This is a genomic window from Sphingomonas psychrotolerans (assembly GCF_002796605.1).
GTDB lineage: Bacteria > Pseudomonadota > Alphaproteobacteria > Sphingomonadales > Sphingomonadaceae > Sphingomonas > Sphingomonas psychrotolerans.
In genome coordinates this window covers 3,712,052-3,738,894 of record NZ_CP024923.1, presented here as the reverse complement: position 1 = coordinate 3,738,894, position 26,843 = coordinate 3,712,052, and the positions used below count along the sequence as shown (strand labels likewise).

At 65.6% G+C, this 26,843-nt stretch carries 17 protein-coding genes; 9 read left to right on the top strand and 8 right to left on the bottom strand.

Annotation, left to right across the window (positions count from 1 at the left end):
* Positions 1-4: 4 nt before the first annotated feature.
* Positions 5-1,966, bottom strand: coding sequence for a right-handed parallel beta-helix repeat-containing protein (locus CVN68_RS17035; RefSeq protein ID WP_100283257.1), 1,962 nt, complete (start codon positions 1,964-1,966; stop codon positions 5-7).
* A 173-nt stretch (positions 1,967-2,139) separates the two neighbouring features.
* Between CVN68_RS17035 and CVN68_RS17030 the strand changes: the two genes are divergently transcribed.
* On the top strand, positions 2,140-3,765 hold the full coding sequence (locus tag CVN68_RS17030) for a rhamnogalacturonidase (protein ID WP_100283256.1): 1,626 nt from the start codon (positions 2,140-2,142) through the stop codon (positions 3,763-3,765).
* A gap of 50 nt (positions 3,766-3,815) precedes the next feature.
* Here CVN68_RS17030 and CVN68_RS17025 read toward each other — a convergent pair whose 3' ends face one another.
* The 3 genes from CVN68_RS17025 to CVN68_RS17015 form a co-directional block, all read right to left on the bottom strand.
* Positions 3,816-6,563, bottom strand: a complete 2,748-nt coding sequence (locus tag CVN68_RS17025; RefSeq protein WP_100283255.1) for a TonB-dependent receptor — start codon at positions 6,561-6,563, stop codon at positions 3,816-3,818.
* A gap of 76 nt (positions 6,564-6,639) precedes the next feature.
* A complete protein-coding gene (locus CVN68_RS17020; protein WP_233503400.1) occupies positions 6,640-7,896 on the bottom strand; it encodes an MFS transporter in 1,257 nt (418 codons plus the stop codon).
* Complete coding sequence (locus CVN68_RS17015; protein ID WP_100283254.1) at positions 7,893-9,044, bottom strand: mandelate racemase/muconate lactonizing enzyme family protein; 1,152 nt, start codon at positions 9,042-9,044, stop codon at positions 7,893-7,895. The genes CVN68_RS17020 and CVN68_RS17015 overlap by 4 nt, the downstream gene beginning before the upstream one ends.
* A gap of 147 nt (positions 9,045-9,191) precedes the next feature.
* Between CVN68_RS17015 and CVN68_RS17010 the strand changes: the two genes are divergently transcribed.
* From CVN68_RS17010 to CVN68_RS16990, 5 genes are read left to right on the top strand one after another with little or no spacing between them, the layout of a single operon-like run.
* Positions 9,192-9,932 (top strand): FadR/GntR family transcriptional regulator, encoded by a 741-nt coding sequence (locus tag CVN68_RS17010; RefSeq protein WP_100283253.1) that lies wholly within the window; start codon positions 9,192-9,194, stop codon positions 9,930-9,932.
* Positions 9,893-10,783, top strand: a complete 891-nt coding sequence (locus tag CVN68_RS17005; protein ID WP_233503399.1) for an amidohydrolase family protein — start codon at positions 9,893-9,895, stop codon at positions 10,781-10,783. Before CVN68_RS17010 ends, CVN68_RS17005 begins: the two co-directional genes overlap by 40 nt.
* A 52-nt stretch (positions 10,784-10,835) precedes the next feature.
* Positions 10,836-11,858 carry an aldo/keto reductase gene (locus tag CVN68_RS17000; RefSeq protein ID WP_100283252.1) on the top strand — a complete coding sequence of 341 codons (1,023 nt, stop codon included), beginning with the start codon at positions 10,836-10,838 and terminating at the stop codon, positions 11,856-11,858.
* Positions 11,859-11,860: 2 nt separating this feature from the next.
* Positions 11,861-12,589: an SDR family oxidoreductase gene (locus CVN68_RS16995; protein WP_100283251.1), complete on the top strand. Its 729-nt coding sequence runs from the start codon at positions 11,861-11,863 to the stop codon at positions 12,587-12,589.
* Positions 12,586-12,930 carry an L-rhamnose mutarotase gene (locus CVN68_RS16990; protein ID WP_100283250.1) on the top strand — a complete coding sequence of 115 codons (345 nt, stop codon included), beginning with the start codon at positions 12,586-12,588 and terminating at the stop codon, positions 12,928-12,930. Before CVN68_RS16995 ends, CVN68_RS16990 begins: the two co-directional genes overlap by 4 nt.
* Before the next feature lie 182 nt (positions 12,931-13,112).
* Here CVN68_RS16990 and CVN68_RS16985 read toward each other — a convergent pair whose 3' ends face one another.
* Positions 13,113-15,752, bottom strand: a complete 2,640-nt coding sequence (locus CVN68_RS16985; RefSeq protein ID WP_158298931.1) for a glycoside hydrolase family 2 TIM barrel-domain containing protein — start codon at positions 15,750-15,752, stop codon at positions 13,113-13,115.
* Complete coding sequence (locus CVN68_RS16980) at positions 15,752-16,879, bottom strand: alpha/beta hydrolase family protein (RefSeq protein WP_158298930.1); 1,128 nt, start codon at positions 16,877-16,879, stop codon at positions 15,752-15,754. The genes CVN68_RS16985 and CVN68_RS16980 overlap by 1 nt, the downstream gene beginning before the upstream one ends.
* Positions 16,880-17,159: 280 nt before the next feature.
* Between CVN68_RS16980 and CVN68_RS16975 the strand changes: the two genes are divergently transcribed.
* Positions 17,160-18,560, top strand: a complete 1,401-nt coding sequence (locus CVN68_RS16975; RefSeq protein WP_100283247.1) for a hypothetical protein — start codon at positions 17,160-17,162, stop codon at positions 18,558-18,560.
* On the top strand, positions 18,560-20,926 hold the full coding sequence (locus tag CVN68_RS16970) for a glycoside hydrolase family 95 protein (protein ID WP_100283246.1): 2,367 nt from the start codon (positions 18,560-18,562) through the stop codon (positions 20,924-20,926). The genes CVN68_RS16975 and CVN68_RS16970 overlap by 1 nt, the downstream gene beginning before the upstream one ends.
* Here the strand turns inward: CVN68_RS16970 and CVN68_RS16965 are convergent.
* Both CVN68_RS16965 and CVN68_RS16960 read right to left on the bottom strand, forming a co-directional pair.
* Positions 20,923-22,167: an alpha-L-fucosidase gene (locus CVN68_RS16965; protein ID WP_199560112.1), complete on the bottom strand. Its 1,245-nt coding sequence runs from the start codon at positions 22,165-22,167 to the stop codon at positions 20,923-20,925. The genes CVN68_RS16970 and CVN68_RS16965 overlap by 4 nt on opposite strands.
* A 250-nt stretch (positions 22,168-22,417) precedes the next feature.
* Positions 22,418-25,297: a TonB-dependent receptor gene (locus CVN68_RS16960; RefSeq protein ID WP_158298929.1), complete on the bottom strand. Its 2,880-nt coding sequence runs from the start codon at positions 25,295-25,297 to the stop codon at positions 22,418-22,420.
* Between the two features lie 126 nt (positions 25,298-25,423).
* On the opposite strand from CVN68_RS16960, the gene CVN68_RS16955 reads away from it, so the two are divergent.
* Positions 25,424-26,791 (top strand): glycoside hydrolase family 28 protein, encoded by a 1,368-nt coding sequence (locus CVN68_RS16955; protein WP_100283243.1) that lies wholly within the window; start codon positions 25,424-25,426, stop codon positions 26,789-26,791.
* The last annotated feature ends 52 nt before the right edge of the window (positions 26,792-26,843 follow it).

Sequence of the window (26,843 nt, the reverse complement as noted above, 5' to 3'; positions counted from 1 at the left end):
TGCTTCAGCGGCGGACGCCCGCATTGGCGATCACTGCCTTCGCCTCGGCGGGCCAGTCGCGGTCGGGGATGAGGGGGTTATCGCGCTCGGTGTTGCCGATCTCGGTGAGCCAGCGCCCGCCGGTGGCATCCGAATTGTGCCAGTTACCGGTCGCCAGATTGTCGGTCGAGATCCGCCGCCGGAACATCTTGCCGGCGGTGTTGATGTTGAGCCACTTGCCGCGCGTCTCGACGACGTTCCCGGTCACCCGGAAATGCTTGCTGCCTTCGTCGAGATAGATCGCGATCTTGTCGTCAATGTCGAAGATGTGGTTGCCGCGGATCACCGCGCCGGGATTGGCCGACAGATTGTAGATCGCGCCGCCATCCATGAACCACGTCTTCACCCCGTGGATGCGGTTGTTCTCCACCACTGTGTCGCGCAGCGTGGTCGGGGTGGTGTAGCGCGTGTTGTGGACATAACCCTTCTGGTTCTCGTCGTAATTCGGATTGCCGCCGGCATCGTTATAGCCCCAGCCCCAGCCGACCGCGATGCCGTCATACGGCGCGTCGCTCACATCGTTGTGCGCGATCCGCGCGCCGCTGATGTAGGTGGTCAGGATCGCGGCATTGTCCTTATAGTCCTGGCTCACGGTCGCGACATTGTTGTCCTCGATGACGAGGTCGCGGTTGACCAGCGCAGGGTCGCCGGCATGGTGCGCGTCGACGCGAATACCGCCCGCCATGATCGCGCTGCCCGACAGGACCGCGAAATGATTGCGCGCGACTCGTATCCGCGCGGTGGCGAGACCGACGCCGCTCAAATTCGCATTGGCGTCGTTGCCGATCCCGAGCGCGATCTGGCCGAGCTGGGTGAAGCGGTTATTCTCAAAGGTGACGTCACGCGCGGCGGCGACCTGGACAGCGGCGGGCATCTGGTTCCAGCGCTGACGCATCGATTCGAACTCGACGCAGCCCCAGCCACAGCTCTGCCATGCCGCTGCCGGCCGGATCGGCGAGGTTTCGGACAGAAAGGCGCCGCTCTGCTGATTGGCATAGCCGGTCGGCTGCGAGGGCCCCATCCAGCTGGTGTACGAGAAACGCAGGCCCCGGAACGCCAGCCGCTCGACCGGCGCCGCCGGCGTCCCGGCGATCGAGACCAGCGCATCGAGCCGCGGCAGCACCACCTTCAATCGCCTGATGTCGTCGTCCTGCGCGATCCGGAGGTATAATTTGCCCGCCTGCGGATCGAGGAACCACTGATACGTCCCCGCATGCCAGTCATTCACCTTGCCGATGAACTCGAGCGCATTGACGAGAAACAGCCGCGAATCCGCCGGGAAGATCGGCTTGGTGATCGTGTCGTAGCCCCAGCTGTTATTGTCCCACGCCGGTTGCTGCATCGTCACCGTGCGCCCCGAGATCGACTTCACCGGCGAAAAGCGATCGGTGAAGAAGCCAGTCGCCTCCACTTCCAGCCGGTCCGCCCGCTTGATCGCGGCGACATAGGCCAGATCGGGATTGACGATGTCGAAGCCGGTGGCGTTGAATGCCAGATCGGCGGCCTTGATCTCGATCCACGGCCGCTCGGCGAGCTGATCGTTGACCCAGAGCTGGCGCGCATCGACTCCCTTGGGCACGTCGGCAACCCAGATCCGCCGCTCTTCGTCATAGGGACGAAAGCCGCTGACCGTCAGGCCGCCCGACAGCATCGGCCGGGCGCCATCGGCGGCGCGCCATTCGACATGGTGGCCCCGCTGGCCCCCGTCCGCGGCCCGAAAGCGGAGCGGCCGATCGAGGCTGTAGGTGCCGTCGGCGAGGACGACGGTGACGTCGCCACCGGCATTGGCCGCGCGCGCCAAGGCCTGCGCGCGTTCGAGCGAACGGACCGGGCGCGCCTTGCTGCCAAGCGCGCGATCATCGCCGCTCGGCGCGACGTGGATCACCGCCTGCGCGAGAGCGCTCGTCGCCGAGAGCAATGCCACCATTGCCAACGCCGTTCGCAGGGGGACGCGGATCGGCGATCGAGGTGCGCCAGCGTTCATCGATCCTGCTCCCGGATGGCTTCTCGTTGATCAAACGCCGATGGACAGCGTTCGCGATAGACGTATGATGTCTTATGTTTAGCACGCATGCAAGCGCGCTATCATCGGGAGAGCGCATGTTTTCGGCCGCCACTTTGATCAACCGTCGATCCACCCTGCTCGGCACGGGCGCCGTGCTGCTCGCGGCCGGCCTGGCGGACGAGGCGCAGGCCGTCGCCACGGGCGTGTTCGAAGATGTCCGCCGCCATGGTGCCCGCGGCGATGGCGTGGCGATCGACAGCCCGGCGATCAATCGCGCGATCGAGACCGCAGCGAAGCGCGGCGGCGGCACCGTCGTGGTGCCCGCAGGCCGCTATCTGTGCTTCACGCTGCGGCTGCGCGACAATATCGCGCTCGTGCTGTCCGCCGGCGCGACAATCGTGGCCGCCAATCCCGACACCCACGGCGCGCATTATGATCCGCCGGAAAACTACAGGGAGGAGCAATTCCAGGATTTCGGGATCACCCATGTCCACAACAGCCTGATCCGCGGCGACGGCGTTTCCAACGTCTCGATCCTCGGCCCCGGCATGCTCCACGGTCTCGGGCTCGATCGCGAAGGTCCTGGAGATCGCTGGCATGCCCGCCGGGGCTGGCAGTCGGCGGCCGCGCTCGGCATCACGCCGCGTGAATTGGCGTTGCGCGACCCCAAAGAACGGGCGCCGGTCGGCCGCGCCAACAAGACGATCGGTCTGATGAACTGCCGCAACGTTCGGCTCGATGGGTTCACGATCCTCCAGGCCGGACATTTCGGAATAATCGCGCACGGCTGCACCAACATGCAGATCGACGGTGTGGTGATCGACACCGACCGTGATGGCATCGATATCGACGCATGCCGCGACGTGCGCGTGGTGAACTGCACAGTCAACGCGCCCAAGGACGACGCGATCGTCCTGAAGAGCAGCTACGCGCTCGGCCGCGCGGTGATGTGCGAGGACATATTGATCTCGGGCTGCAAGACCAGCGGCTATGCGATGGGATCTTTGCTCGACGGCAGCTATCGTGCGTCGGACTATCTCTCTCCCGACAAGCTCGGGCCGCTCGGCCGGATCAAGCTGGGTACCGAGACCAATGGCGGCTTCCGCAATGTCCGGATCAGCGATTGCATCTGCACCAACAGCCGCGGAATCCTGATGGGGATCGTCGATGGCGGGACACTGGAAGACGTGTCGGTATCGGGGATCATCCTGCGCGATCCGGTCAATCACCCGCTGTTCGTCCATCACGGCGCCCGGATGCGCGCGCCGCGCGGCACGCCGGTAGGCCGGATCCGCCGGGTACGGTTCGAGGATGTCACGGTATCGGGTGCGCATTCGCGCTTTCCCTGCGGAGTCGAGGGCATCGCCGATGCCCCGGTCGAGGACGTCACCTTTCGCAACATAGACATCGCCGCGCAGGGCGGCGGCACCCGCGAAGACGCGTCGCGCGTGCCCGAATATCGCCGTGAAACCAGCCTCGAAGTCAGCTATCTTGGCACCCTGCCCGCCGCCGGCTTCTATGCCCGCCACGCCCGCCGGCTCACGATCCGCGACGTCAGCCTGCGCACCGCCGCCGCTGATGCCCGGCCGGTCATCGCCTTGCGCAACGTCGAGGGTGCGATCGTCGACGGGATCGCATCGCCGATGCTCCGCGACGCCGTGCTCGACACCCGCGACAGCCGCGATGTCGCGCTGGGCGAGGTCACGACCTGGGGAGACTGAAACGGGTTGTTCTTGGCCCCTCCCCTTCAGGGAAGGGGCTTTGAAATGGTTCAGAAGCGGATGCGCGCACCTGCCGAGACGCGCCGGCCGGTCTGGCGGAACTCCTTGGTCCGATCCGCGCTGACCGAGTAGATGAATTCCTTGGCATTGTTCAGATTCACTGCGTCGGCAAAGACCGTGAAGTGCGATCCGATATCGTACGACAGGCTGACGTCGAGCTGGCCATAGGCATCGAAATATTCCGGCTCGCCGTTGCGCCCCGACGCGACCTGCAGGAAATTATCCCGATAGGTATAAGCGGCGCGCGCCGAGATGCCGTATTTCTCGTAGAAGCCGACGAGGCTGTACGAAGTTTTCGACAGCCCCTCGAGCCCGAACGACACATTGGCGACGGCGTTGGTATAGTTCGCATTCGATTCGGTGTAATTGAAGCTGGTCTGCACGCCGAAGCCGTCGAACGGCGACGGCAACCACGACCCGAACGACTGGCGATAGCCGACTTCGAAGCCCTTGACCGTCGCGCCCTTGCCGTTGCCGGGCACGGTGACCTGGAAGGTGACCTGATCGACCAGCTGCGGCGTGGTGATCAACGTCACGAAGGATTCGATGTCCTTGTAGAAAACAGCGGCGTTCAGCAGCGAATCCGGCGCGAAATACCATTCGGCGCCGAGTTCGACCTGCTTCGCGCGGAACGGCTGCAGATCGGGGTTGCCGCGACGGATCGTCTCGTTGCCCGGGTTGGTCTGGATCGACTGGCGCGGCGACAGATCGGACAAGGTCGGCCGCGTCAGCACCTTCGAGGCGGCGAAACGCAGCAGCAGATTGTCGGTGAGCGACAGCCGTGCGTTGAGCGACGGCAGCCAATCGTCATACTTCCCGCGGAAGCTGACCGGGATCACCGGCGACACGACGATGATGTTCTGCCCCGCCCCGTTCGGACGCGCGCTGGTGACGGTGCGCGATGCGCCCGACGAGGTATAATCGGTATTCTCGTAGCGCACCCCGACATTGATCGCGAGCGGCATGCCGCCGATCTGCGTGTCGAGCGACCCCATCAGATAACCGACCCGCACCTTCTCATCGACCACCGACGATGCCGAGGGAGAGAACACCGCCGGATTGAACGCCTTGCCGTCCTGTGCGGCGAACTGGTCGACGGTCTGGACCAGCGCGAGCGGATCGTAGATCAGCCAGTCGCGGAGAATGTTGCCGCCGCCGCCGGAGAAGAAATTGCGGTTGGTCGGCTGGAAAAGCGACGTCGGCAGCACGCGATTCGAGTCACAATAGGCGCATTGCTCGCCGAACGGCGTCTCGTCGGCGGTGATCGTCTTGATCCGGCTCTGCGCCATCGCGCCGGCGCTCAGGGTGAAGGCGCCGCCGCCCGGCTTCCATTCCACATCGCCGCGATATTCCTCGATCTCGTCGTCGATGTCGGCGCCGCCGCCCCAGATGTAATAATGCGCGGTCACGCCCTGCGGATTGGTGGCCGCGTTCGCATAATTGGGGCTGCTGAACGTATAGTCATAGATCGGACTGCCGCTGCGCCGATCGAAGGAAAGGTCGACATTCTTGCGCCGGATCGTGGTGAACAGATTGTTCTCCTTGCCGCGACGGCGCGCATCGGACACCGACCCGTCAAGCCGAAGCCGCAAATCGTCGGTCGGGCGCCAGTCGACGTTGATTCCGAGCTGATCGGTGGTGACGTCGCGATCGTCATACTGGATGATCTGGTCGACGAAGCCGCCGACATACCGCTGATAGACGGCCTCTCCGCCCTCGACGACCTGCTCGGCGAGAGTCCCGCCCGCGAAGTCATAAGCGAGCCCGGTTTGCTGCTCGACGAAGCGCGCCTTCGAATACAGCCCGTCGATGGTGACGGTGAACTTGTCGCTCGGCCGCATCTGGACCGATACGTTCGCGCCCCAGCGAGTCAAATCGCGCTCGAAGAAGAACGGCGACAGGTTCGACGGCATCGAGACGCGGCTGAACGGCGCGACTCCCGGACCGATGCGGCCGCCCGGGACGCCGGCCCGATTATAATAGGAATCGGTGCTTGATCGACGAACGTGACCGGCGCCGATCGTGAATTCGTCGTAGCGGTGCTCCTGCTCCGAATAGACGCCCGCCAGCGCGACCCCGAAGGTGCCCGCCTCGTTCTTCCAGCTGCCGACCAGCGAGAATTCGGGATTCCAGCTGTCGGCGAGCTCCGACCACATCCCCGACGCCGATCCCGCCAGCTTGAACCCGGTCTTTTGATCGAGCGGGCGCAGCGTGCGGACGTCGACGGTGGCGCCGATCGACGCGCCGTTGATGTTGGCCTGCGGCGATTTGTAGACGTCGGCGCCCGAGATGATTTCGGACGGCAGCACGTCGAACGAGAATTCGCGCCCGTTATTGTCGGTCGCCAGCGTGCGGCCGTTCACCGTGACTGCGTTGAATTTGGGACCAAAGCCGCGGACGGTGACGAACCGCCCCTCGCCACGATTGCGCTCGATCGTGACGCCGGAGACGCGCTGGAGCGATTCGGCGACGTTGCCGTCGGGAAGCTTGCCGAGATCCTCGGCGACGATCGAATCGACCACCGCGACCGAATTCCGCTTGATGTCGATGGCGGCGCGCTCGGCGGCGCGGATGCCGGTGACGACGATTTCGTCGGTTTCTTCAGACGCGGGGTCGGAAGCCGTGGTCTGCGCGACCGGTTCGACCGTCTGCGCGGCAGCGGCTCCGCTCCACAGCAAGGCACCCAAGGCGGGCGCCGCGAGCAACGCGACACGAAAATTACGGGCCGAAAACGTCATGCTATCCCCTCCGATTATTTTCTCCCGTCCACCATAATATGCATCACCTGTCAAATGATGATCATACATATTACGTTTAGCGGACGGACCGGATCGGCAGGACGCACAGAGCGGAACCGAAGACGAAGACGATCGCCGCCCAGAAGATCACGCGATAGTCGCCGCCGGTCGCGCCGAGCAACGCCGCGGCCATCACCGGGCTGAGGATCTGGGGGATGTTCACCGCCGTGGTCAGCACGCCGAGATCGCGCCCCTCGTCGCCCAGCGCACTCTGCGGCAGCACCTGGGTCATCAGCGCGATGTCGATCGACATGAACATGCCGTAGCCGATTCCGATCACCGCGGCGTAGATCCACATCCCCGACATCGACGGCAGCGCCAGCGGGGCGATCATCGCGCAGCCCATGATCAAGCTGCCGGCGATGACGAACGGCTTGCGGCGCTGGATGCGATCGGACCACCAGCCCGAGATCAGCGACGACGCGACGAGGCAGATCAAGGTGACGATCGCCATGTTTGCGATGGCGATGTTGGAGGCGCCGTCTTCGAGCCGGATATAGTCGCGCAGGATGTAGAGCAGATACGCCGCTACCGCCTGATAGCCCATATAGATGGTGAAGCGGCTGAGGAACGCCCAGGCGAAATCGGGATGCTCGCGCGGGCTGATCCAGAAGCCGCGCAGAAACTCGCCCCACACGATCGGACGCCGCGGCATCGCTGCGCTCGACGGCTCGCGGTTGAGCCCGACAAAAGCGAGGCACGAGACCGCAATGGCGGCGGCGAACAGGCCGTAAGCGAGCATCGCAGCGCCCGCCAGATAGCCCGCGACCACCGTGCCGGCGGTCAGCCCCGCGGTCATCCCGGCGCCGACGATCCCCGATATCCCGCCGCGCGCTTCGGGTGCGAAGCGATCGGCGATCAGCGTGGTCATCGCCGGCTGCATCGAATTGTAAGCGACCGCCGCCATCACCCAGAGCACGATCAGCGACCAGAAACTGGTCATCAGCGACACGCCGAAGAGCGCGAGCGAGCCGATCAGCGATCCGATCGCGATCCACGGCGTGCGCCGGCCCCAGCGGCTGCGCGTCCGATCCGACAGCGCGCCCGCGATCGGCGTCGCCAGCGTCGAGAAGACCGACGTGATTGCGAACAAGAGCGCGAGGTTGTTCGCCTTGTTGCCCGGATCGAGCTCGGCGATCTGGTTGGGCAGCAGCACCCCGAGCACGCCGCTGTACAGCGCCATGAGCAGGAAGAAATTGATCATCAGCGAGACCTGCAGCCGCCTCCGCTGACGTCCCTGCACATAGTTCGGCGCGTTGGTCGCGGCGCTCAATGCACGGGTCCCTCGGGGACCAGCCGCAGCCCCGCCTCGCGCGGACGGCGGTGCGGACCGGCGCCGGAGGTCCAGCTGCCATCGGCGCGGTCGCGTGCGATCCGCGCCTCGTCGACCAAAATCCCCAGCCCGGGACGATCGCCGAGCACGATGCCGCCGTCGGCGATCTCCTGGTCGATATCGAGCCCGATCGGCCAATTCATATCCTGCACTTCGATCCCGATCATGTTCGGCGCCGCCGCGGCGGCATGCGCGATCGGATTGCCGTCATAGCCGACCGGCGATACCGGCAGATCCCGGACGTGCGCGGCGATCGCGACGCGCTGGAAATGGGTGATCCCCCACACGCTGCCGGCCTGGACGACATCGACCGCGCCGGCATCGAGCAAAGGCGCGAATTGCTCGAGCCCGGTCAAATTCTCGCCGGTCGCCACCGCGCACCGCGCAGCGCGGCTGATCGCGGCAAGCCCGGCGGCGTCCCAGCGCCGGACCGGCTCCTCGATCCATGTCAGGTCCACGCCCGCGGTCTCGATTTCGGCGAGGTGGCGGATCGCCTGCTTGCGGTTCCAGCTTTCGTTGACGTCGAGCATCAGCGCGGGGGCCGGCGTATTGCTTCCCAGGATGCCGCGCACACGCTTCAGCCGGCGGATATCGCGCGCCAGATCCTTGCCGCCCTTGATCTTCGCCGACGTGAAACCGCGCTCCGCCCAGCGCGCATACAGCGCGTCGAAGGCGTCGTCGTCGAGGCCGTAGCACAGGCCGGACGCATAGCCGCGGACGAAGCGATCGAGCGCGCCCAGCGTCCGCCACAGCGGCTCCTCGGCCATTTTCGCCTTCAGATCCCACAATGCCATGTCGATCGCGGCGATCGCGCCATAGGTCAGCCCGGCATGGCCGCTCTTGAAGACGTGCGACAACATGCTGTCGTAAAGCGCCGGAACCGCGCGCGGATCCTGCCCCTCGACCGCCGGAAACACCCGGTCGATATCGGCATGCTGGCCCAGCCCGATACCCTCCAGCCCCGAATCGGTTTCGAGGATCAGGATCGGCACCTCGGTGATGCCGGAAGCGACGACGCCATTCGCGTCGCCCACCGGGCGTCCCCAATCATGCGAGGTGACCAGGCTACGATAGCCGGTGACTTTCATTCATGCCCCTTCACTGCAATCGTCAGGTCCTACGATGCAGAATACGTATTATGTATTATCTTTCCTATTGGCAAGGCGTTGACGAAGCCGCCGCCAAGCGCTCAACGTGCGGCAATCGACCGCCTTCATGAACGAGACGCACCTGCAATGAACGACCGTCCCACCCCCGAGCCGATGCGCATCCGGCGCCGTCCGCGCCTGGCGGAGGCAGTGGTCGAGGATCTGGTGAACGCGATCGTCACCGAAACCTATCCGGCCGGCACCGCGCTGCCGCCCGAAGGCATGCTCGGCGAGATGTATGGCGTCAGCCGCACGGTGGTCCGCGAAGCGACGATGGCGCTCACCGAAAAGGGCCTCGTCGTGTCGCAACAGGGCCGCGGCACGATCGTCCGCGATTCGAGCGCATGGGGCATGCTCGACCCGATGATCCTCGCCGCCTTGTTCAAGCGCGAGGACGGGCTGTCCTATCTCGACAATCTGTCAGAAATCCGCTCGCTGCTCGAAGGCGCAATGGCGGGCAAGGCCGCCGAGCGCCGCACGCCCGAGGCGCTCGCCGAGCTCGGCGAGCAGATGGCCAAGCTCCAGAAGCTGATCCCGCACCCCGCCGCTTATGTCCACGAGGACATCGCTTTCCACGACATCCTGATGCGCATGTCGGGCGACAAATTGAGCAAGGCGGTGATCGACGGCGTGCAAGCCGAGGCGCTGCGCAACCACGGCTATAGCGGCAAGCTGACCGTCGAGCATGTCCGCGAAACCCACGCCTCGCACGAAGCGATCTATGCCGCGATCGTCGATGGCGATGCCGATCGCGCGTGCCGGGCGATGCGCGACCATATCGAATCGTCATGGGCGCGCCGCCGCGCCGCGCGACTGCCGCGCCGCTGATCGACACGAAGCGGCACGGCACGATGCGCATCCTCGATTCGCATATCCATTTCTGGCGGATCGGCGGGCCCGGCCACGCTTGGCCCGACGCCGACTGGCCGCTTATCCATCGCGATTTCGTGCCCGATGATTTGCGCGCCGAGGCGGCGGGTCTGGGCGTGGTCGGCGGCGTGCTCGTCCAGTCCCAGCCCGACGACCGCGATACCGACTGGATGCTCACGCTCGATGACCCGCTCATTCGCGCGATCGTCGGCTGGGTCGATCTCGCCCACCCGGAAGCGCCGCGCCGCATTGCCGAACTGGCCCGCCAGCCGAGAATCCGGGGCCTGCGTCCGATGCTCCAGGGGATCGCCGATACCGAGTGGGTCCTGCAACCCAGCCTCGACCCGGCAATCGAGGCAATGCTCGCGCACGGGTTGCGGTTCGACGCGCTGATCGAGCCGCGTCATCTGGGCACGCTCCACCGCTTCGCCACGCGCTGGCCCGAGTTGCCCATCGTGATCGATCACGCCGCCAAACCCCATGCGGCGCGGGGTGAACTCGATCCGTGGCGCGACGAGATCACCGCGCTAGCAGCGCTCCCCAATCTCTGGTGCAAGCTCTCGGGCCTGCGCACCGAACAGGCGACGGGCCAGCCTTACGAGGCGTTGCGCCCCTATGTCGCGCATCTCGTAGCGAGCTTCGGCGAACGCTTGATGTGGGGCAGCGACTGGCCGGTGCTGCGCCATGCCGGCGACAGTTATGCCGACTGGATCCGCGCAACTCGCGATCTGGTCGGCACGATGACATCGGCTGCGCTCGAACGACTGTTCGAGGGAGCTGCGAAAAGCTTCTACGCCATTGACGTATGACGTATGACAAGCTTTAGCTGACGCGTCGTTCAGTCAGTCGGAGCCGGGTGCGATGGTCGATCTCAATGCCTTGGGGCGGCTGGGCTTCGGCGCGGCCTCGATCGGCAATCTCTATCGCGCAATGCCCGACGAAGACGCCGCCGCTGCCGTGCGCAGTGCGTGGGACGCCGGTCTGCTTTATTACGACACCGCGCCGCATTACGGCTTCGGCCTGAGCGAAAAGCGCCTCGGACATGCGCTCGCCGAAATCGATCCGGAGCAACGCGCGATCCTCTCGACCAAGGTCGGCCGCCGGCTCGATCCGGTTCCGTCCGGCACCGACCTCACGGTGCCGCGTCAGGCGTTCGTCACCCCCGAGCCGTTCGAAAGCGTGTTCGATTACAGCTACGACGCAGTGATGCGATCGTACGAAGCGAGCTGCGCCCGGTTGCGGCGCGACCGCATCGATATCCTTTATGCGCACGACATCGGCCGCATGACCCATGGCGACGATCACCAGCGCCGCTTCGCCGAATTCATGGAGGGCGGCTACCGCGCGATGCGCGAACTGCGCGACAGCGGCGCGGTCGGCGCGATCGGCCTCGGCGTCAACGAGACCCAAGTGTGCGAAGAAGTGATGGCGGTCGGCGAGATCGATGTCGTCCTGCTTGCCGGCCGCTACACATTGCTCGAGCAGGAAGCGCTCGAAACCTTCCTGCCGCTGTGCGAGGGACGCGACGTGAAGATCGTGCTCGGCGGTCCCTATAATTCGGGCATTCTCGCCAAGGGCGTACGCCGCGGCGGCGAGCTCCATTACAATTACCAACCCGCCCCGCCCGCGATCGTCGCGCGCGTCGGCGCGATCGAGGATCTCTGCGCCGAGCATGGGGTGCCGCTGGCCGCGGCGGCATTGCAGCTCCCCCTCGCCCACCCACAAGTCGTCTCGGTCATCCCCGGCATGAACAGTCCGCGCCAGGTCGCGCAGGCAGTGGCGCTGATCGACACCCTTATTCCGCCTGCTTTGTGGTCCGATCTCAAGGATCGCGGACTCATCCGCGCCGACACCCCCATTCCCACCCCCCGTTTGAAAGCCTAAAGATGCGCCTTGCAGGCAAGACCGCCGTCGTCACCGCCGCCGCCCAGGGTATTGGCCGCGCCACCGCCGAACTGTTCGCGCGCGAGGGCGCCCGCGTCGTCGCTGCCGACATCAACCCTGAAGCGCTCGCCACGCTCGAGGGCTGCGAAACGCATGTGCTCGACCTGCTGGACGGCGAGGCGATCGCCGCTTTCGGCGAGCAGTTTGGCGGAATCGACATCCTGTTCAACTGCGCGGGCTTCGTCCACGCCGGCACGATCCTGACCACCGACGAAAAGGATTTCGACTTCTCGTTCGATCTGAACGTCAAGTCCGCCTACCGGATGATCCGCGCCTTCCTGCCCGGCATGATCGCGCGCGGCGGCGGGTCGATCGTCAACATGTCGTCAGTCGCCGGATCGGTGATCGCGGTCCAGAACCGCTTCGTCTACGGCGCCTCGAAAGCAGCGGTGATCGGGCTGACCAAGTCGGTGGCGCAGGACTATGTCGGCAACGGCGTGCGCTGCAATGCGATCTGCCCCGGCACGGTCCAGTCGCCGTCGCTGGACGAGCGGCTCGCGGCGACTGGCGATGCCGAAAAGGCGCGCAACGCGTTCGTCGCGCGTCAGCCGATGGGGCGGATCGGATCGGCCAAGGAGATCGCCGAACTCGCGCTCTACCTCGGCAGCGACCTCTCCTCATACACCACGGGCACGATCAACGTCATCGACGGCGGCTGGAGCAACGCGTGACCCGCATCTGCCTCGCGCTCGACCTGATCGACGACGCCGGGCTGATCGCCGAATATGAGCATTGGCACCGCGCCGGAAACACCGATCCCGCGGTTACCCAGTCGATCCGCGACGCCGGCATCGACAATATGGAGATCTATCGCGCGGGCAACCGGCTGTTCATGATCATCGACGCGAGCGAGAACTATTCGCCCGATCGCAAGGCGCAAGCCGATGCCGCGAACCCGGTGGTGGTCGCCTGGGTCGCGAAGATGAAGCGCTTTCAGCAGCCGATCCCGGTAGCCGGTGCCGACGGGACGTGGCACCCGATGGAGCGCATCTTCCGCCTTACCGAGCATTGACGCGCCCCGTGCGCCGTCGGAGCACGGGGCCAGGTCGTTGATTTAACCAAGGACCAGCCCCCATTTTGTTATCCCCGCGAAGGCGGGGACCCATCTCCCACGCGACCCGCGAGCGCGCCGGCGCATCTGCCGCTCGCTCAGGAGATGGGCCCCCGCTTTCGCGGGGGATGACGGGTTTTGAGCTACCGGGCCACCACGTCAATCGCCGACACCAGCGCCTCGCCCACAACCCCGGCGAAATCGAGGGTCAGCGTGCCACCCCGAACCGTTGCCGGCAGCTCTACCGTCGTCGCCGTCATCCCCGCCCCGGCCTTCGCCACCGGATCGATGCGAACCGGTGCGCCGCCGCTCGCGGTAACGGTGAAGACGCGCTTGCCCGGCGCCGTCTCGGCTGGATCGAACAGATGGAGCGTCACCCGGTATTGGCCATCGGGCAGCGGCAGCGCGTAGCGAAACGCCTTGCCCGTCCGCCAGCTGGCATAGAGCCGCGGTTCGCGCGCACCGGCGACGACCCTCGCCGCCTTGCGCTGCTGGCCGGCCGCATAGAGTTCGCGCTGGTACGGATTGAGCGTGAAGCCGAGGCCACCGTCGAAGAAATCGTCCGACCCATACCGCGTGCCGCCGGCCAGCGTAACGCCTTCCAGCGTGCCGGTACGGACATGGATCGCCCGTTCGGGACCGGTGTAGCGAAGCGTCATTCGATCGGTCTGCCCGGCCGCCGTCGCGACGAGCGCATTCTCGCCGGGCACCAGCCGCACGCCCGGCCAGACGCAGACAAAATCCGCGCACGCCGCGGTCCCCAGCGCGCGCCCGTTCACGCTCAATTGCGCTTCGGGCGCGTTCGAATAAGCGCGCACCTCGATCACCGGATAGGCGCGATCGACATAGCGGCGCCCGGTCAGATGCAGCACCGGCGCCTTGCTCCACGCCGCCTTGTAGAACCAGTACGCGTCCTTCTTGACGCTGCGATCGAAGGTCACCAGCCCCTTGGTGTTGATGTCGCTGCTGTCGCCTTCCTCGCGAAGGTCGCTGGTGGCGTCGAACATCTGCCACACCCAGGTTCCCCACAGAAAATCGAGCGGCTTGAGTTCCCTCCACGACAATTCGTGGACGACCGCCTGGATCTCCTCGGCCTGCGGGCGATAGATGCTCTCGATCTTCCCGCCATGGACATTGTCGGTGTGCTGGCTGATCGCACCGCCCGCGCCATATTCGCCGACCCCGACCGGCAGCGTCGGATTTTCGCGGTGATAGCCCTGCATCACTGCGCCCAGCCGCGCCGCATCTGCGACCCGGCCCGACGTGTACCAGCCATAATAGAGGTTGTAGGCCACCGTATCGGCGGTCCCCGCGGTGCGATCGCGGCCGTCGTCCTTCTCGCCGGGCAGCACTTCGCAGCACGCCGCGATCGTCGTCGGCCGGGTCGGGTCCTCGCGCTTGGCGACGGCGTTGAGCGCGTTCATCAGCGGCCGCGCATTCGACGGAGTCAGGCCCTTCGACGCCCAGTTGGTGATCTCGTTGCCGATCGACCACACCCCGACCGAGGGATGGTTGTAATTCTGGCGGATCAATTCGACCATCTGCGCCTCGGCATTGGCCTTCATCGCCGGCGGGGTATCGGCCTTGCCGGGGATCGAGGCCAGATTGACCAGCCCGAGCTCGGCCCACAACACCATGCCGTTGCGATCGGCGAGGTCGAAGAACGGCGTCGCGTGATTATAATGCGCCAGCCGGATCGAATTGGCGCCGAGTTCCTCGATCAGCGCCATATCCTGCTCGTGATCGGCCTGAGTCAGCGCCCAGCCCTTTTCCTGCCGGTCCTGGTGGCGATTGACGCCGTTCAGCCGCATCGGGCGGCCGTTGAGGAGGAACCCCTTGTCGGCGTCGACCGCGACCGTGCGCAATCCGAGCGGCTGCTCGACCCGGTCGAGCACCGCGCCGCCGCGGCCCAGCAATTCCACCGTCATGCGATAGAGATAGGGATCGTCGAGCCCGTTCCAGCGCCGCGGCCTGGCGATCGTCAGCGCGGTCTCGCGCGCCGTCGCCGTACCCGCGGCGAGGCTGAACCGCTGTTCGGCTTGCGCGACTTGCCGGCCGTCGCCGTCCGCAATGCGCGTGCGCAGCGTGACGGCGCTCACCCGGCCCGAATTGCGCAGCCGCGTCAGCACCGCGACCGTGGCGGCGGCATCGTTCAGCGTGGTGATGCGGCCATAGATTCCGGGACCGCCGTGATCGAGCAGGTCGATATGCGCCTGCCCGGTCACGATCAGCGATACCGGGCGATAGAGCCCGCCATACATGAAGAAGTCGCCCGAGATCGGCACGACGAACTCGGTCGGGCTGCCGGGGTCGGGCTTCGAATTGTCGACCTTCACCGCGACGATATTCTCGCCCGGCCGCACCGCGTCGGTCGCGTCGACGCGGAACCGGCTGAACGCGCCTTCGTGTCGCCCGAGCTTGCGGCCGTTGACCCAGACATCCGCGACGATGCTCGCCGCGTCGAACTGCAAATACACGCGCTTGCCCGCCGCGTTCGCCGGCAGCGTGAAGCGCAGCCGATACCAGCCCACGCCGCGCGTCGTATTGGCATCCGGACGCCGCGTGACGGCGTAATTGCCGACCTTGTTCCAGGTGTGCGGCACCGCGACGCGTTGCCACGCCGCATCGTCGAAACCCGCCGCCGTCGCGTCGCCGCGTACCTCGCCCAGATGGAAGCGCCAACCCTCGGCGAGCGTCGTCTCCGCGCGGCCCTGTGCAGCGGCGGGCGACACCCCGAGCGCGAGCAGGAACAGTAACACGATCGCGAAGACCCGGTTCGGCATCATTCTCTCCAACCTGTTGTTCGGGGGCCGAGCCAGCGGTCGGCAAAAGCGAGGAAATGCGTCCAATCCGACGCGGTCAGCGCATGCGGCCCGGTGCGGACATGGTAGCCGATCCGCGACTGAATCGAGCGATCCGGCGCCGGCATCACGGCGCTGTCGAGCCCGCCCGCGCCGAGCAGGCGATAGACCCCTTCGGCACCCTTGGCGGCGAGGAATTCGCCCTTCGGATCGCTCCACCAATCCTCGGTCGCGCTGGCGATGTAGACGGGACGCGGCGCGACGAGCGCGATCAGTTCGTGAGCATCGACGGGCAGTTCGTTCTCGCGCCCGGCCCAGGTCTTGAACCGCGGCGCGAACCAGTAATTGTTCATGACGCGGATCGTCTCGCCGAAATTGCGTCGATAGAGCGACGCGCCGCCCTCGCCTGAATCGTTCGCGATCACCATCGCGAAGCGCTCGTCGCGCGCACCTGCCCAGAGCGCGGCCTTGCCGTACCGCGAATGGCCGAACACGATCACCCGGCGCGGATCGACGGCGCGATCGGTCGCCAGATAGTCATACACCCGGCTGAGCCCCCACGCCCAAACCGAGACCGCGCCCCAATGCGCCGGATCGGAAGCGTTGGTGCGGAAATAAGGCTGGATGCTATCGCCGCGCTTGCTCTCGTCGTCGGGATAGAGGTCGCCGGTGAAATATGTCGCGACGCCGTAGCCGGCCTCGAGGATCGTCTCGATCGGCCATTCCGCCGCATCGATCCCGCGCGATTGCATGGTGGCGCTGCCTTTGCGGATGCCGGTGGCCGGCACCACCCAGCTCGGCGTTATCGCAATCGCCGGATCGGCGTTGACGGCCTGATTGCCATGAAAATTGGGACCAACGAACACCGGCACGCGACCGGTCGCGCGGGCGGGCAGATAGAGCAGCACGCGCAGCTGCGGCCCGTCGCGGCGCCCGTCGAGCAGGATCGTCACCTGCCGGCGCAACGCCAGCCCGCCAAATGCCGTGCCCTGTTCGTCGAGCTGGTAGCGCTGCCGCCGCAAGGGCGCAGGCGCGACGCCGTAGATCGACTGCTCGAACAGATGCACCAGTTCGGCCCGCCGCTTGCGCCAGCCGCGTGCATCGGTCACCGACCGCCCGCCTGCAGAGGTGAGTATCGGCGGGAGCGTATAGGCGCCAACCCGCACCTCGTCGGAATTCCCGTCAAGCTGGGCGGACGCCGGTATCGCACCCAGCGCCACGCCGGCGAGACACAGGCCGAACGCGAAGGGGCGAGTCCGGAACTTCAGCTTTTCATCCTCTCGAACAACCTGTAATACAGGATTGACTGCGTGCCTATCGATTAATCTCGTTGTCATTGCACTCAAGCATTCATACGATGATCATATGAATTAGAACAAGGGAGGAAGCATGCGGCGTCGCGATCTCATCCGGATGATGACGGCTGCAGGCGCGATCTCCGCCTTGCCGCGTTTCGCCTATGCGGCAGGGGCCGTGGTGAAACTCGGGTTCGATCCGAACCGCACCGGCGCGACCATCCCGCGCGATTTCGTCGGCCTGTCCTTCGAGCGCGCCCAGCTCTCCAATCCCGGCTATTTCTCGGCGGAGAACACCGAACTCGTCCGGCTGATCCGCGGACTATCGCCTGCCGGCAATCTGCGCCTCGGCGGCTCGTCGGGCGAGCATACCGACTATATCGGCGACAAGACCCGGCCGCCGCCGTTCGAAATCTTCGGCCCCGAGCACAACAAGACGATCAAGCAGGGCATGTTCGTCTCGACCGCCGCGCTCCGCACGCTGCGCGGATTCCTCGACGCGACGGGCTGGAACTGCCTCTACGGGCTGAACCTCGCGCATGCGACGCCCGAGCAGGCGGCGCGCGAGGCGGCGGACGTCCAGCGTATCCTCGGACCGCGCCTGCTCGCGCTGCAGATCGGCAACGAGCCAGACGCCTTCCGCAACCGGTTTCGACCCGCCGAATGGGGGCCGCGGGATTTCCTGGCTGAGTGGGATCGCTTCCACACCGCGATCGCCGCCGCCGCCCCCGGCGTCAAATTCGCCGGGCCCGACATCTCGAACAAGCTCGACTATCTGACGGCGTTCGCCGGCGTCGCGCGGCATTATCCCGACGTGATCATGCTGACCGGCCATTATTACGCAATGGGGCCGGCGGGTTCGCCCGACGCCACGCTGGATCAGCTGATGGAGCCCCAACCGAAGACGACGACGCTCAAGCTGGCGGGCGTCGAAACCGTGCAAAAGGCGGTGCGAACCGCGGGTCTGCCCTATCGCATGGCGGAGGGGAACAGCTGCTGGGACGGCGGCAAGATCGGCGTGTCGGACGTCCATGCCGCGGCGATTTGGGGCGCCGATACGATGCTGCGGTTCGCGCGCCGCGGCTGGATCGGGGTGAACTGGCACGGCGGCGGCAACGGCAATTATTCCCCGATCGTCGGCACCCCCTCCAAAGGCTTTACGCGGCGCCCGCTTTATTACGGCACGCAGTTCTCGCAATTGCTTGACGGCGCGACCTTCCTCGACACTGATGTCACGACCGTCGATCCGTATCTGGGCTATTATGCGCTGCGGCAGGCGGGTCGAACGAGGATCGTGGTGATCAACAAGCGCGACACGCCGGTGACGGTGCAATTGCCCACCTTGCCCGAGGCCAAGCGGATGGTGCTGACCGGCCCCTCGGCCACAGCGAAGGATGCCACGACGCTGACCACCCGATCGCAACGCCCGGCCCGGAGGGTGACGATCCCGCCCTTGACCGCGATGCTGTTCACCCTCGCCCGCGGCCGCGGCTGATGCCCCTGCGCCTCTCACGCCGCGCTGCGATCAAGGCCGGCACCGGCGTCGCGCTGGCGGGCGCGCTGCCCGGCCATGCCGCTGCCGCGGTCACCGCCGAGGATGCGAACCTGTTATGGTACGATGCGCCCGCGACCGAATGGGTACAGGCGCTGCCGCTGGGCAATGGGCGGCTGGGCGCGATGGTGTTCGGCGGAATCGCCAATGAACGCATCCAGCTCAACGAAGACAGTTTCTTCGCCGGGTCGCCTTATGACAGCAATAATCCCAAAGCCGGTGCCGGTCTGCCGCAGGTGCGCGAGCTGGTCTGGGCGGGGCGCTACAAGGAAGCGCAGGAGTTCGCCGACGAGGTGGCGGTCGGTCGGCCCAGCCGCCAGATGTCGTACCAGCCGATCGGCGACCTGCTGCTGCTGTTTCCGGGCATCGAGAATGCCCAGAATTATCGGCGGTCGCTCGACCTCGACGGCGCGATCGCGCGGACGCGGTTCAAGGTCCGCACCGTCACCCATCTGCGCGAGGTGATCGCCTCCGCCACGGATCGCGTGGTCGCGCTCCGCCTGAGCACCGACGCGCCGGCCGGTTCGGTCAACGTCACGCTCGCCTTGTCCACCCCGCAGGATGCGGAGATCGCGGTCGAGGGCGACGCGATCGTCCTGCGCGGCATCGGTCCTGCGCAACACGGCATCCCCGGCGGGATACGCTTCGAGACGCGGGTCCATGTGCGGCGCGTCGGCGGCCGCCAGACCGTCGGGCGCGACGGCATCCGCATCGAGGACGCCGACGAAGTCATCCTGCTGGTCGCCACCGCCACCAGCTTTCGCCGGTTCGACGATATCGGCGGCGATCCTTCCGTCATCGCGCGCGCGGACATTGCGGCCGCGAAGGCGAAAAGCTGGCCGGACCTGCTCACCGCGCATCAGGCCGAGCATCGACGGCTGTTCCGTCGCATATCGATCGATCTCGGGCGCAGCCCGGCGGCCGACATGCCGACCGACCAGCGCATCGCCCGGTCCGCCGACCTCGACGACCCGGCGCTCGCCGCGCTCTATTATCAGTTCGGGCGCTACCTGCTGATCAGTTCCTCACGTCCGGGCACCCAGCCCGCCAATCTGCAGGGCATCTGGAACGAGCGGACCGCGCCTCCCTGGGAGTCGAAGTGGACGCTCAACATCAATGCCGAGATGAACTATTGGCTGGCCGACACCGGGCATCTCGGCGAACTGATCGAACCGCTGCTGCGCCTGACCGAGGATCTGGCGATCACCGGGCAGCGCACCGCGCGTAACGATTGGGGCGCCCGCGGCTGGGTGGCGTATCACAACACCGACCTCTTTCGGCAGACGACGGTCAACTCTTCGGCGTTCTATGGCATGTGGCCGATGGGCGGGGCGTGGTTGCTCAGCACCTTGTGGGACCATTGGGACTATTCGCGCGACCGCGATTTCCTCGCGCGGCTCTATCCGCTGATGGCATCGTCATGCCAATTCTACCTCGACGCGCTGGTGCCGCATCCGCGCACCGGCGAGATGGTGATGAACCCGTCCAACTCGCCCGAGAACTCGCACCATCCCGGCGCGTCGATCTGCGCCGGGCCGGCGATGGACAGCCAGTTGCTGCGCGACCTGTTCAACCGGACGATCGCGGCGTCGAACCTCCTCGGCAGGGATGCTGGGCTACGCGCCGAGATCGCCGCGAAGCTGACGAAGATCCCGCCCGACAAAATCGGCAAGGCCGGCCAGTTGCAGGAATGGTTCGAGGATTGGGACATGGAGGCGCCGGAGATCGATCACCGGCACGTCAGCCATCTCTACGCACTATATCCGAGCGACCAGATTTCGCTGCAACGCACCCCCGCGCTGGCCAAGGCGGCGCAGCGTTCGCTCGAAATCCGCGGAGACGATGCGACCGGCTGGGGCCTCGCGTGGCGGATCAATCTATGGGCCAGGCTCGAACAGCGCGAACGCGCGTACAAGGTGCTCAAGATGCTGCTGCAGCCGGGCCGCACCTATCCCAACATGTTCGACGCCCACCCGCCGTTCCAGATCGACGGCAATCTGGGTGGGGCGAGCGGGATCGGCCAGATGCTGCTGCAAAGCCATTCGGGAATGATCCACCTGCTGCCCGCGCTGCCGCGCCTCTGGCCCAGCGGCCGCGTCTCCGGCCTGCGCGCGCGCGGCAATGTCGGGGTCGACATCACCTGGTCCGGCGGCAAGCTCGAGGAAGCGACGCTGACTGCCGGGAGCGACGGCGATGTCCGCGTCCGATCGGCAGATGCAATCCTCGATGTCGCCTTACGCAGGGGTGATCGCTTTCGCCTGACCTCGGGGCCAACCGGGCTGCGCGCCACCCGGCTGCGCCGCGGCTAGCCGACGGTACCGACCCCGTATCGTTGCCACTCCGGCCGGATCAAATGGTGATCGACGAAGGCCGGGCCGTCGCATTCAACCGCGATCACGGTGGTCGGCGCATCCGGCGCGACCTCGGGCAAGCCGGTCAGCCGCAGCGATACAGCGTCCTGGGTGAAGTGCACCGGCTGGCCCGTCCCGAGCAATCGCGCCGACAGCGCCCTGGCACGCACGCCGCCCACCGCGACCACCGTCTCGGGTCCGAAGAAATCGAGCCACGCCGCCGCCCGGGTCTTTGACGGCCAGAAATAGACGTGGACGTACAGCGTGTTCCCCGACGCAGTGAAATTGGTATAATTGCCGAAGGCATCGGCGGCGCGGCCGCGCGCGCCATAGATCGCTGCGCCGTTGGTCTTCAGCCAGCCCCCCACCGCCTCCAGCACGCGCACCGATTCCGCCGGCACGTCGCCCGCCGCATCGGGGCCGATGTTGAGCAGATAATTGCCGCCCTGCTGGACGCACAGTGTCAGGTCGTTGACGATCCGCTTCGGGCTCTTCCACTCGTCGTCGGTGCGTTGATAGCCCCATCCCAGATTCATCGTCTCGCACGTCTCCCACGCGCGCTTGTCCGCCGCGACCTTATGCTCGGGGGTCGAGAAATCGCCGGCGAGGCCGTTGCGGTTGTTGACGATGATCTGCGGCTGGAGATCGAACACCATCGCGTTCATTTCGTCCGCGCGCCACTGTTGCGGCGTCAGCGGCAAGGTGACGTCGTACCAGAGGATGTCGATCGTGCCGTAATTGGTCAGCAGCTCGCGGATCAGCCCGTGGGTGTACGCCACGAAGCGTTCGCGCGCGGCGGGATCGGTCGCACAGGTCTCGCCATCGGGATGATGCCAGTCCATCAACGAATAATAGAGCCCGACCTTCAGCCCCTCGGCACGCGCCGCCTCGACGAACTCGCGAACGAGGTCGCGGCGCGGGCCCTGCTTCGCCGCGTTGTAATTGGTGAGCTTGCTGTCCCACAGACAGAAGCCCTCATGATGCTTGGCAGTGAGCACCACGTATTTCTGGCCGGCGCGCTTCGCCAGACGGGCCCAGTCACGCGCGCAGCCGCGCTTCGGATTGAAGTGGCGGGCGAGCCGCTCATATTGCGGGATCGGGATCCCTTCGGATTCGAGCACCCATTCCTGATGGCCGATGACGCTGTACAGCCCCCAATGGATGAACATTCCGAACTTGGCTTCGTGCCACCAACGCATGCGATCGGCCCGGGTGTGCTCCTGGTACGGGAGTAGTGTCGGTCCTCCGATCGTCTGAGGGGCGGCATGTTCCTGTGCCAACGCAGGCGCACCGAAAGACAGAGCCGCCACGCCCGTCGCCCTGCTCAGGAAATCGCGACGCCCGACTCGATTGTCCATCCTGCTCTCCCGCGATTGCCGGTCCCTGAGTTGGCAAAGCCCGGCCCGATGGGACGGACCGGGCTCTGCTCTTCTGGCGCTTCCCGAGGGCCTAGAATTTAAGCGCGACGCCGGCCGAGAATTTGCGGCCGCTATAGGTGCTGTAGAGCGAGTCCTCGCGGTTCGAATCCACGTAGAAGCCGAGCTCCTGATTGGTGAGATTCTGCGCCTCGAGGCGGATCTGAACGCTCGGCGTCAGCTGGTAGGACGCAGTGGCGTCGACGAAGAATGCCGAGATATTTCCCTGCACGTCGCTGCCCGCGCGGCCCGACGGCACGCGCAGCAGGAAGTTGTCGCGCCACGAACCGCTGGCCCGGATGCTGAACTTGCTGTCTTCGTAATAGAGCGTGCCGTTGGCGGTATATTTGGACAAATTGACCAACGCCGCCTGGATCGGCGCCTGACACGCGGCATCGTTGCAATAGGAAATGTCGGAATCGGCGTAGGTGAAGTTCGCCAGCGCCCCGAGGTTCGACAGGAAGCCGGGCAGGAATTCGAAGCCCGACTGGATGTTGACCTCGACGCCTTTCAGCGGGCCGCCAGGGGTGTTGTTCTTGGTCGAAAAAGTGAATTCGGTATCCGCGGTGTTGCCCGATCCGGCGAGCAGCGACAGCGGCAGGCCCGTCTGGCTGAAGGGGACGTTGATTTGTCGAGTCTGGATGAAGCTGTCGATGTCCTTGTAAAAGCCGCCGATCGCGATGATCCCGGTCTTGCCGAAATAATATTCGAGGCTGATGTCGGCGGTCTTGGCGCGGATCGGGTTGAGCAGGAAATTGCCCGCCGACACGGTGCGCGTGTTTTGCGCGATCGACACGTTGCCGGGAATCAGATCGCCCAGTTCGGGCCGGGTCATCACCTTCGCCGCGGCCAGCCGCAAGATCAGCTTGTCGGTCACATCGAAGGTCAAAGTCGCGGAGGGCAGCCAATCCTCATAGCTGCGGGTCAGCGTGGTGGGTGCGCCGTTGATCGCGCCGAACCCTTGCTGCGTGGTGTGAACATACCGCACGCCCAGATTGCCGCGCAGCGGCACGAACAGGTCGCCGGCGAAGTCGAACATGGCATAGCCACCCTTCACCGTCTCCTTCAGCGATCCCAGCTGCGGCGGATTGAGCGCATAGGCGCCGGTCTGGTTCTCGAAGTTGAACACCGAATTGAACTTGGCATAATCCGGCGCGGCCCAACTCGAGATGGTATCCACCGGCAGCGAGCGACCGAAGTCGCCGATCGGCGTGGTCAATTGCGCGATCGTCGTGCCGGTGGGGAGGCCCGGCGCAAGGTTCTGAGTCACGCGGTCGCGGCTCCAGCGCTGATACTCGGCCTCGCGGTACGATCCGCCGGCGCGGAACTTGACGCCCTCGACCAGATCCAGCGAACCGTTGAGCTCGGCGGTCAAATTGTTCGATTCGTCGCGGCTGCGCTGCATCGCCAACGTGCCGTTGACCGTGCCGTCGGCGGACGGCGGCCCGAACCCGAAATTGGCCGGGTTGTCGACGTCGACGCCCCAGTTGATCGTGGGGAAGCGGCGGTCACCCCGGAAATCGAAGGAGAAATTGTTCACATTGTTCGCGAACGTCGCGATCTGCGTACGCACGGGCTTGTCATAGATGGTGCGCGACATGCCGATATAGCCGTCGAGCTGGAAGCCCCCGAAATCGCGCGATCCCGACAGATTCACCTGGCTGAACGTCGTCGTATATTTGCTATAGGTCAAATCGTTGGTCAGATCGACGCCGTTGAAGCGGCCATAAAGCAGCGTGCCGTTCGGATCGCGCTCCGCCTCCAGAACCGAGGTTTCGGCGCTGCCATGCTGTCCGGCGTTGCGCGAGAAGGACAAGGCGGTGATCGTCTGGTCGCTGCGGGTCACGTCATAGCGCGAGAACAGGCCGTCGAGCGCGAAGCGCGTATAATCGTCCGGCCGCGCCTCCAAGGTCACGGTCGCGCCGAAACGCGAATAATCCTGGTCCGAGCGGACGAGGCGCGGGCTGCGCGGGATGAAGGTGCCGGTGCTGTCGACCAAAGCGTAATTGGCGTTGTTGGTCGTCGTGTTGGGCAAACGCGGATTGCCGGTCGAGCAATTGGCGGCTGTCGTGCCGTTCAGCGCGCTGTTGCCGGGGCTCTGTGGCGCAAATCCGACCGGCGAACAGAAACGATTGAGACGCCCCTGGATGACGTCGACCGCCGACCAGCCTTCCTCGCGCGTGTAGCGCTTGGTCCAGGCGACCGACGCGGAGACGCCGAACGTGTCGTCGAGGAATTTCTTCGAGATCAGCCCGGTCACGCGCGGGCTGAACTTGCGCCGCAGATCGTCATAGGTTCCCTGCGCGCTGACCGCGAGCGTGAAATCCTGAGCCGCGGCCAGCGGCCGCGGCGTCTGGAGATCCACCGTCGCGCCGAGCGATCCCTCCTCGATGTCCGCCGACATGGTCTTGCGCACCGTCAGCGAACTGAACAGCTCCGACGCGAAAGTGCTGAAATCGAACGAACGCGACGAGACATAGCCCGAGCGGATGTCGGAAGATCCGGCCGAGCTGGCGCCTTCCATGCCGTTCAGCTTCACGCGGGTGAACTGCGCGCCGAGACCGCGAACCGAGATCGTCTTGCCTTCGCCGCCGTCACCCCGGGTGATCGCGACGCCGGGCAGACGCTGCATCGATTCGGCGAGGTTCGAATCCGGAAATTTGCCGACATCCTCGGCGGTGATCGTATCGACGACGCCGACTTCCTTGCGCTTGATCGCCAGCGCGTCACTGAGCGATTCGCGGAAGCCGGTGACGACGATCTCATCCTGCTCGGCCTCGGCCGGCTGGCCGCCAGCCGCGTCCTGCGGGGCCGTGGCATCCGTCTGCGCGAACGCCGGAGCAGACAGAGCAAGCCCGATCGCCAGCGCTGTCGCGGAGACCGTTACACGCACAGAATCCTTACGCGAAATCATCCCGAAATCCTCCCCGATATGTTTTGATTTAAGTTCTCGGTAGACAAACCTGTAAGACAGATTAACCTGTAAGACAACATACAAATTCGGCCCTGATATCAGGGCGATCATCAGGAGAGTGCCCCCATGGATTCAACGCGTCGCGAAGCGCTGCAACTGGCCTCGGGCGCGCTGCTCTGCGTGTTGCCCGCGCTCCCTGCGCTTGCCGCGCCGAAGCGCCGGATCGACATCCGTCGCCACGGTGCAGTGGCGGACGGCACCACGGTGAACACCGTCGCGATCCAGAAAGCGATCGATGCGTGCGCCGCTGCGGGCGGTGGCGCGATCCTTGTCCCCAAGGGCGTCTTCCTATCTGGATCGATCGTGCTCAAGCCCGGCGTCGGCCTCGAATTGAGCAAGGGCGCGGTGCTCAAGGGATCGCCCAATCTCGCGGACTATCCGCTGGTGCTGCGCCGCTTCTGCGAGGCCTATCCCGAAGCGTTGCGCATGGCGCTGATCAACGCGACCGGCAATCACGGCCTGCGCATCACCGGCCCCGGCACGCTGGACGGCAATGGCGAGCCGTTCTGGCGGATGTTCTTCGACGCGCCCGAGGAGCATGTCGGCACCACCAAGGTCTATTATCCCTTCCCCCAGATCGCCTTCATCCAGGACTGCGAGGACGTGCTGGTCAGTGGCGTCACGTTCAAGGACGCGGCGTTCTGGAACCTGCACATGTATCGCTGCCGCCGTTCGATCATCGAGGATTGCTCCTACGAAGTGCCGCACGTCATCCGCGCGCCGAGCAGCGACGCGATCGATCTCGACAGCTGCCAGGACATCACGGTGCGCCGCTGCCGCTTTTCGGTCGACGACGATTGCATCGCGCTGAAGGGTACGCAGGGTCCGGGCGCGGCGGCGTATAGCGAGGCGCCGCCGGTCGAGCGCATCCACATCCACGACTGCATCTTCGAATATGGCCTGGGCTGCGTCACCTTCGGCAGCAACGGCACCGTGATGCGCGACATCAAGGTCGAGCGGATCATCAATGTCGGCGATATCCCGACGATCCGCTTCAAGATCCGCCCCGACACGCCGGGCCAGGTCTATGAGCGGCTCCATGTTCGCGGTGTCCGCCTCCAGGAAGCCCCGCAGCCGGTCAGCTTCTGGCACCGCGGAGAGGTATTCCACGGCTATAACAAGCCCAATTTCGGCGCCGATGATCCCGCGATCGGCCTGATCGTCAACGCCCGCCTCACCCACGGCACCAAGGTGCCGGGCAAGGCTCCCGGCGGGATCATCCGCGACATCATCATCGAGGACGTCCGCGGCACGACACGCGGCTTCGGCAACATCAGCGGCAACGCGACCACGGCGGTCTCCAATTTCACGCTGCGCGATGTGGACGTGACGCTGACCGATCCGAAGCGGACCAAGCTGATCGCCAAAGGCGTGCCGGGGCTCAAGCTGGAGAATGTCCGGGTGAACGGCGCGCCGGTGGTGGTGGAGGCCTAGGCGAATTCTCCTTCTCCCCTTGTGGGAGACGGAAGGGGCCCGCGAGCGCAGC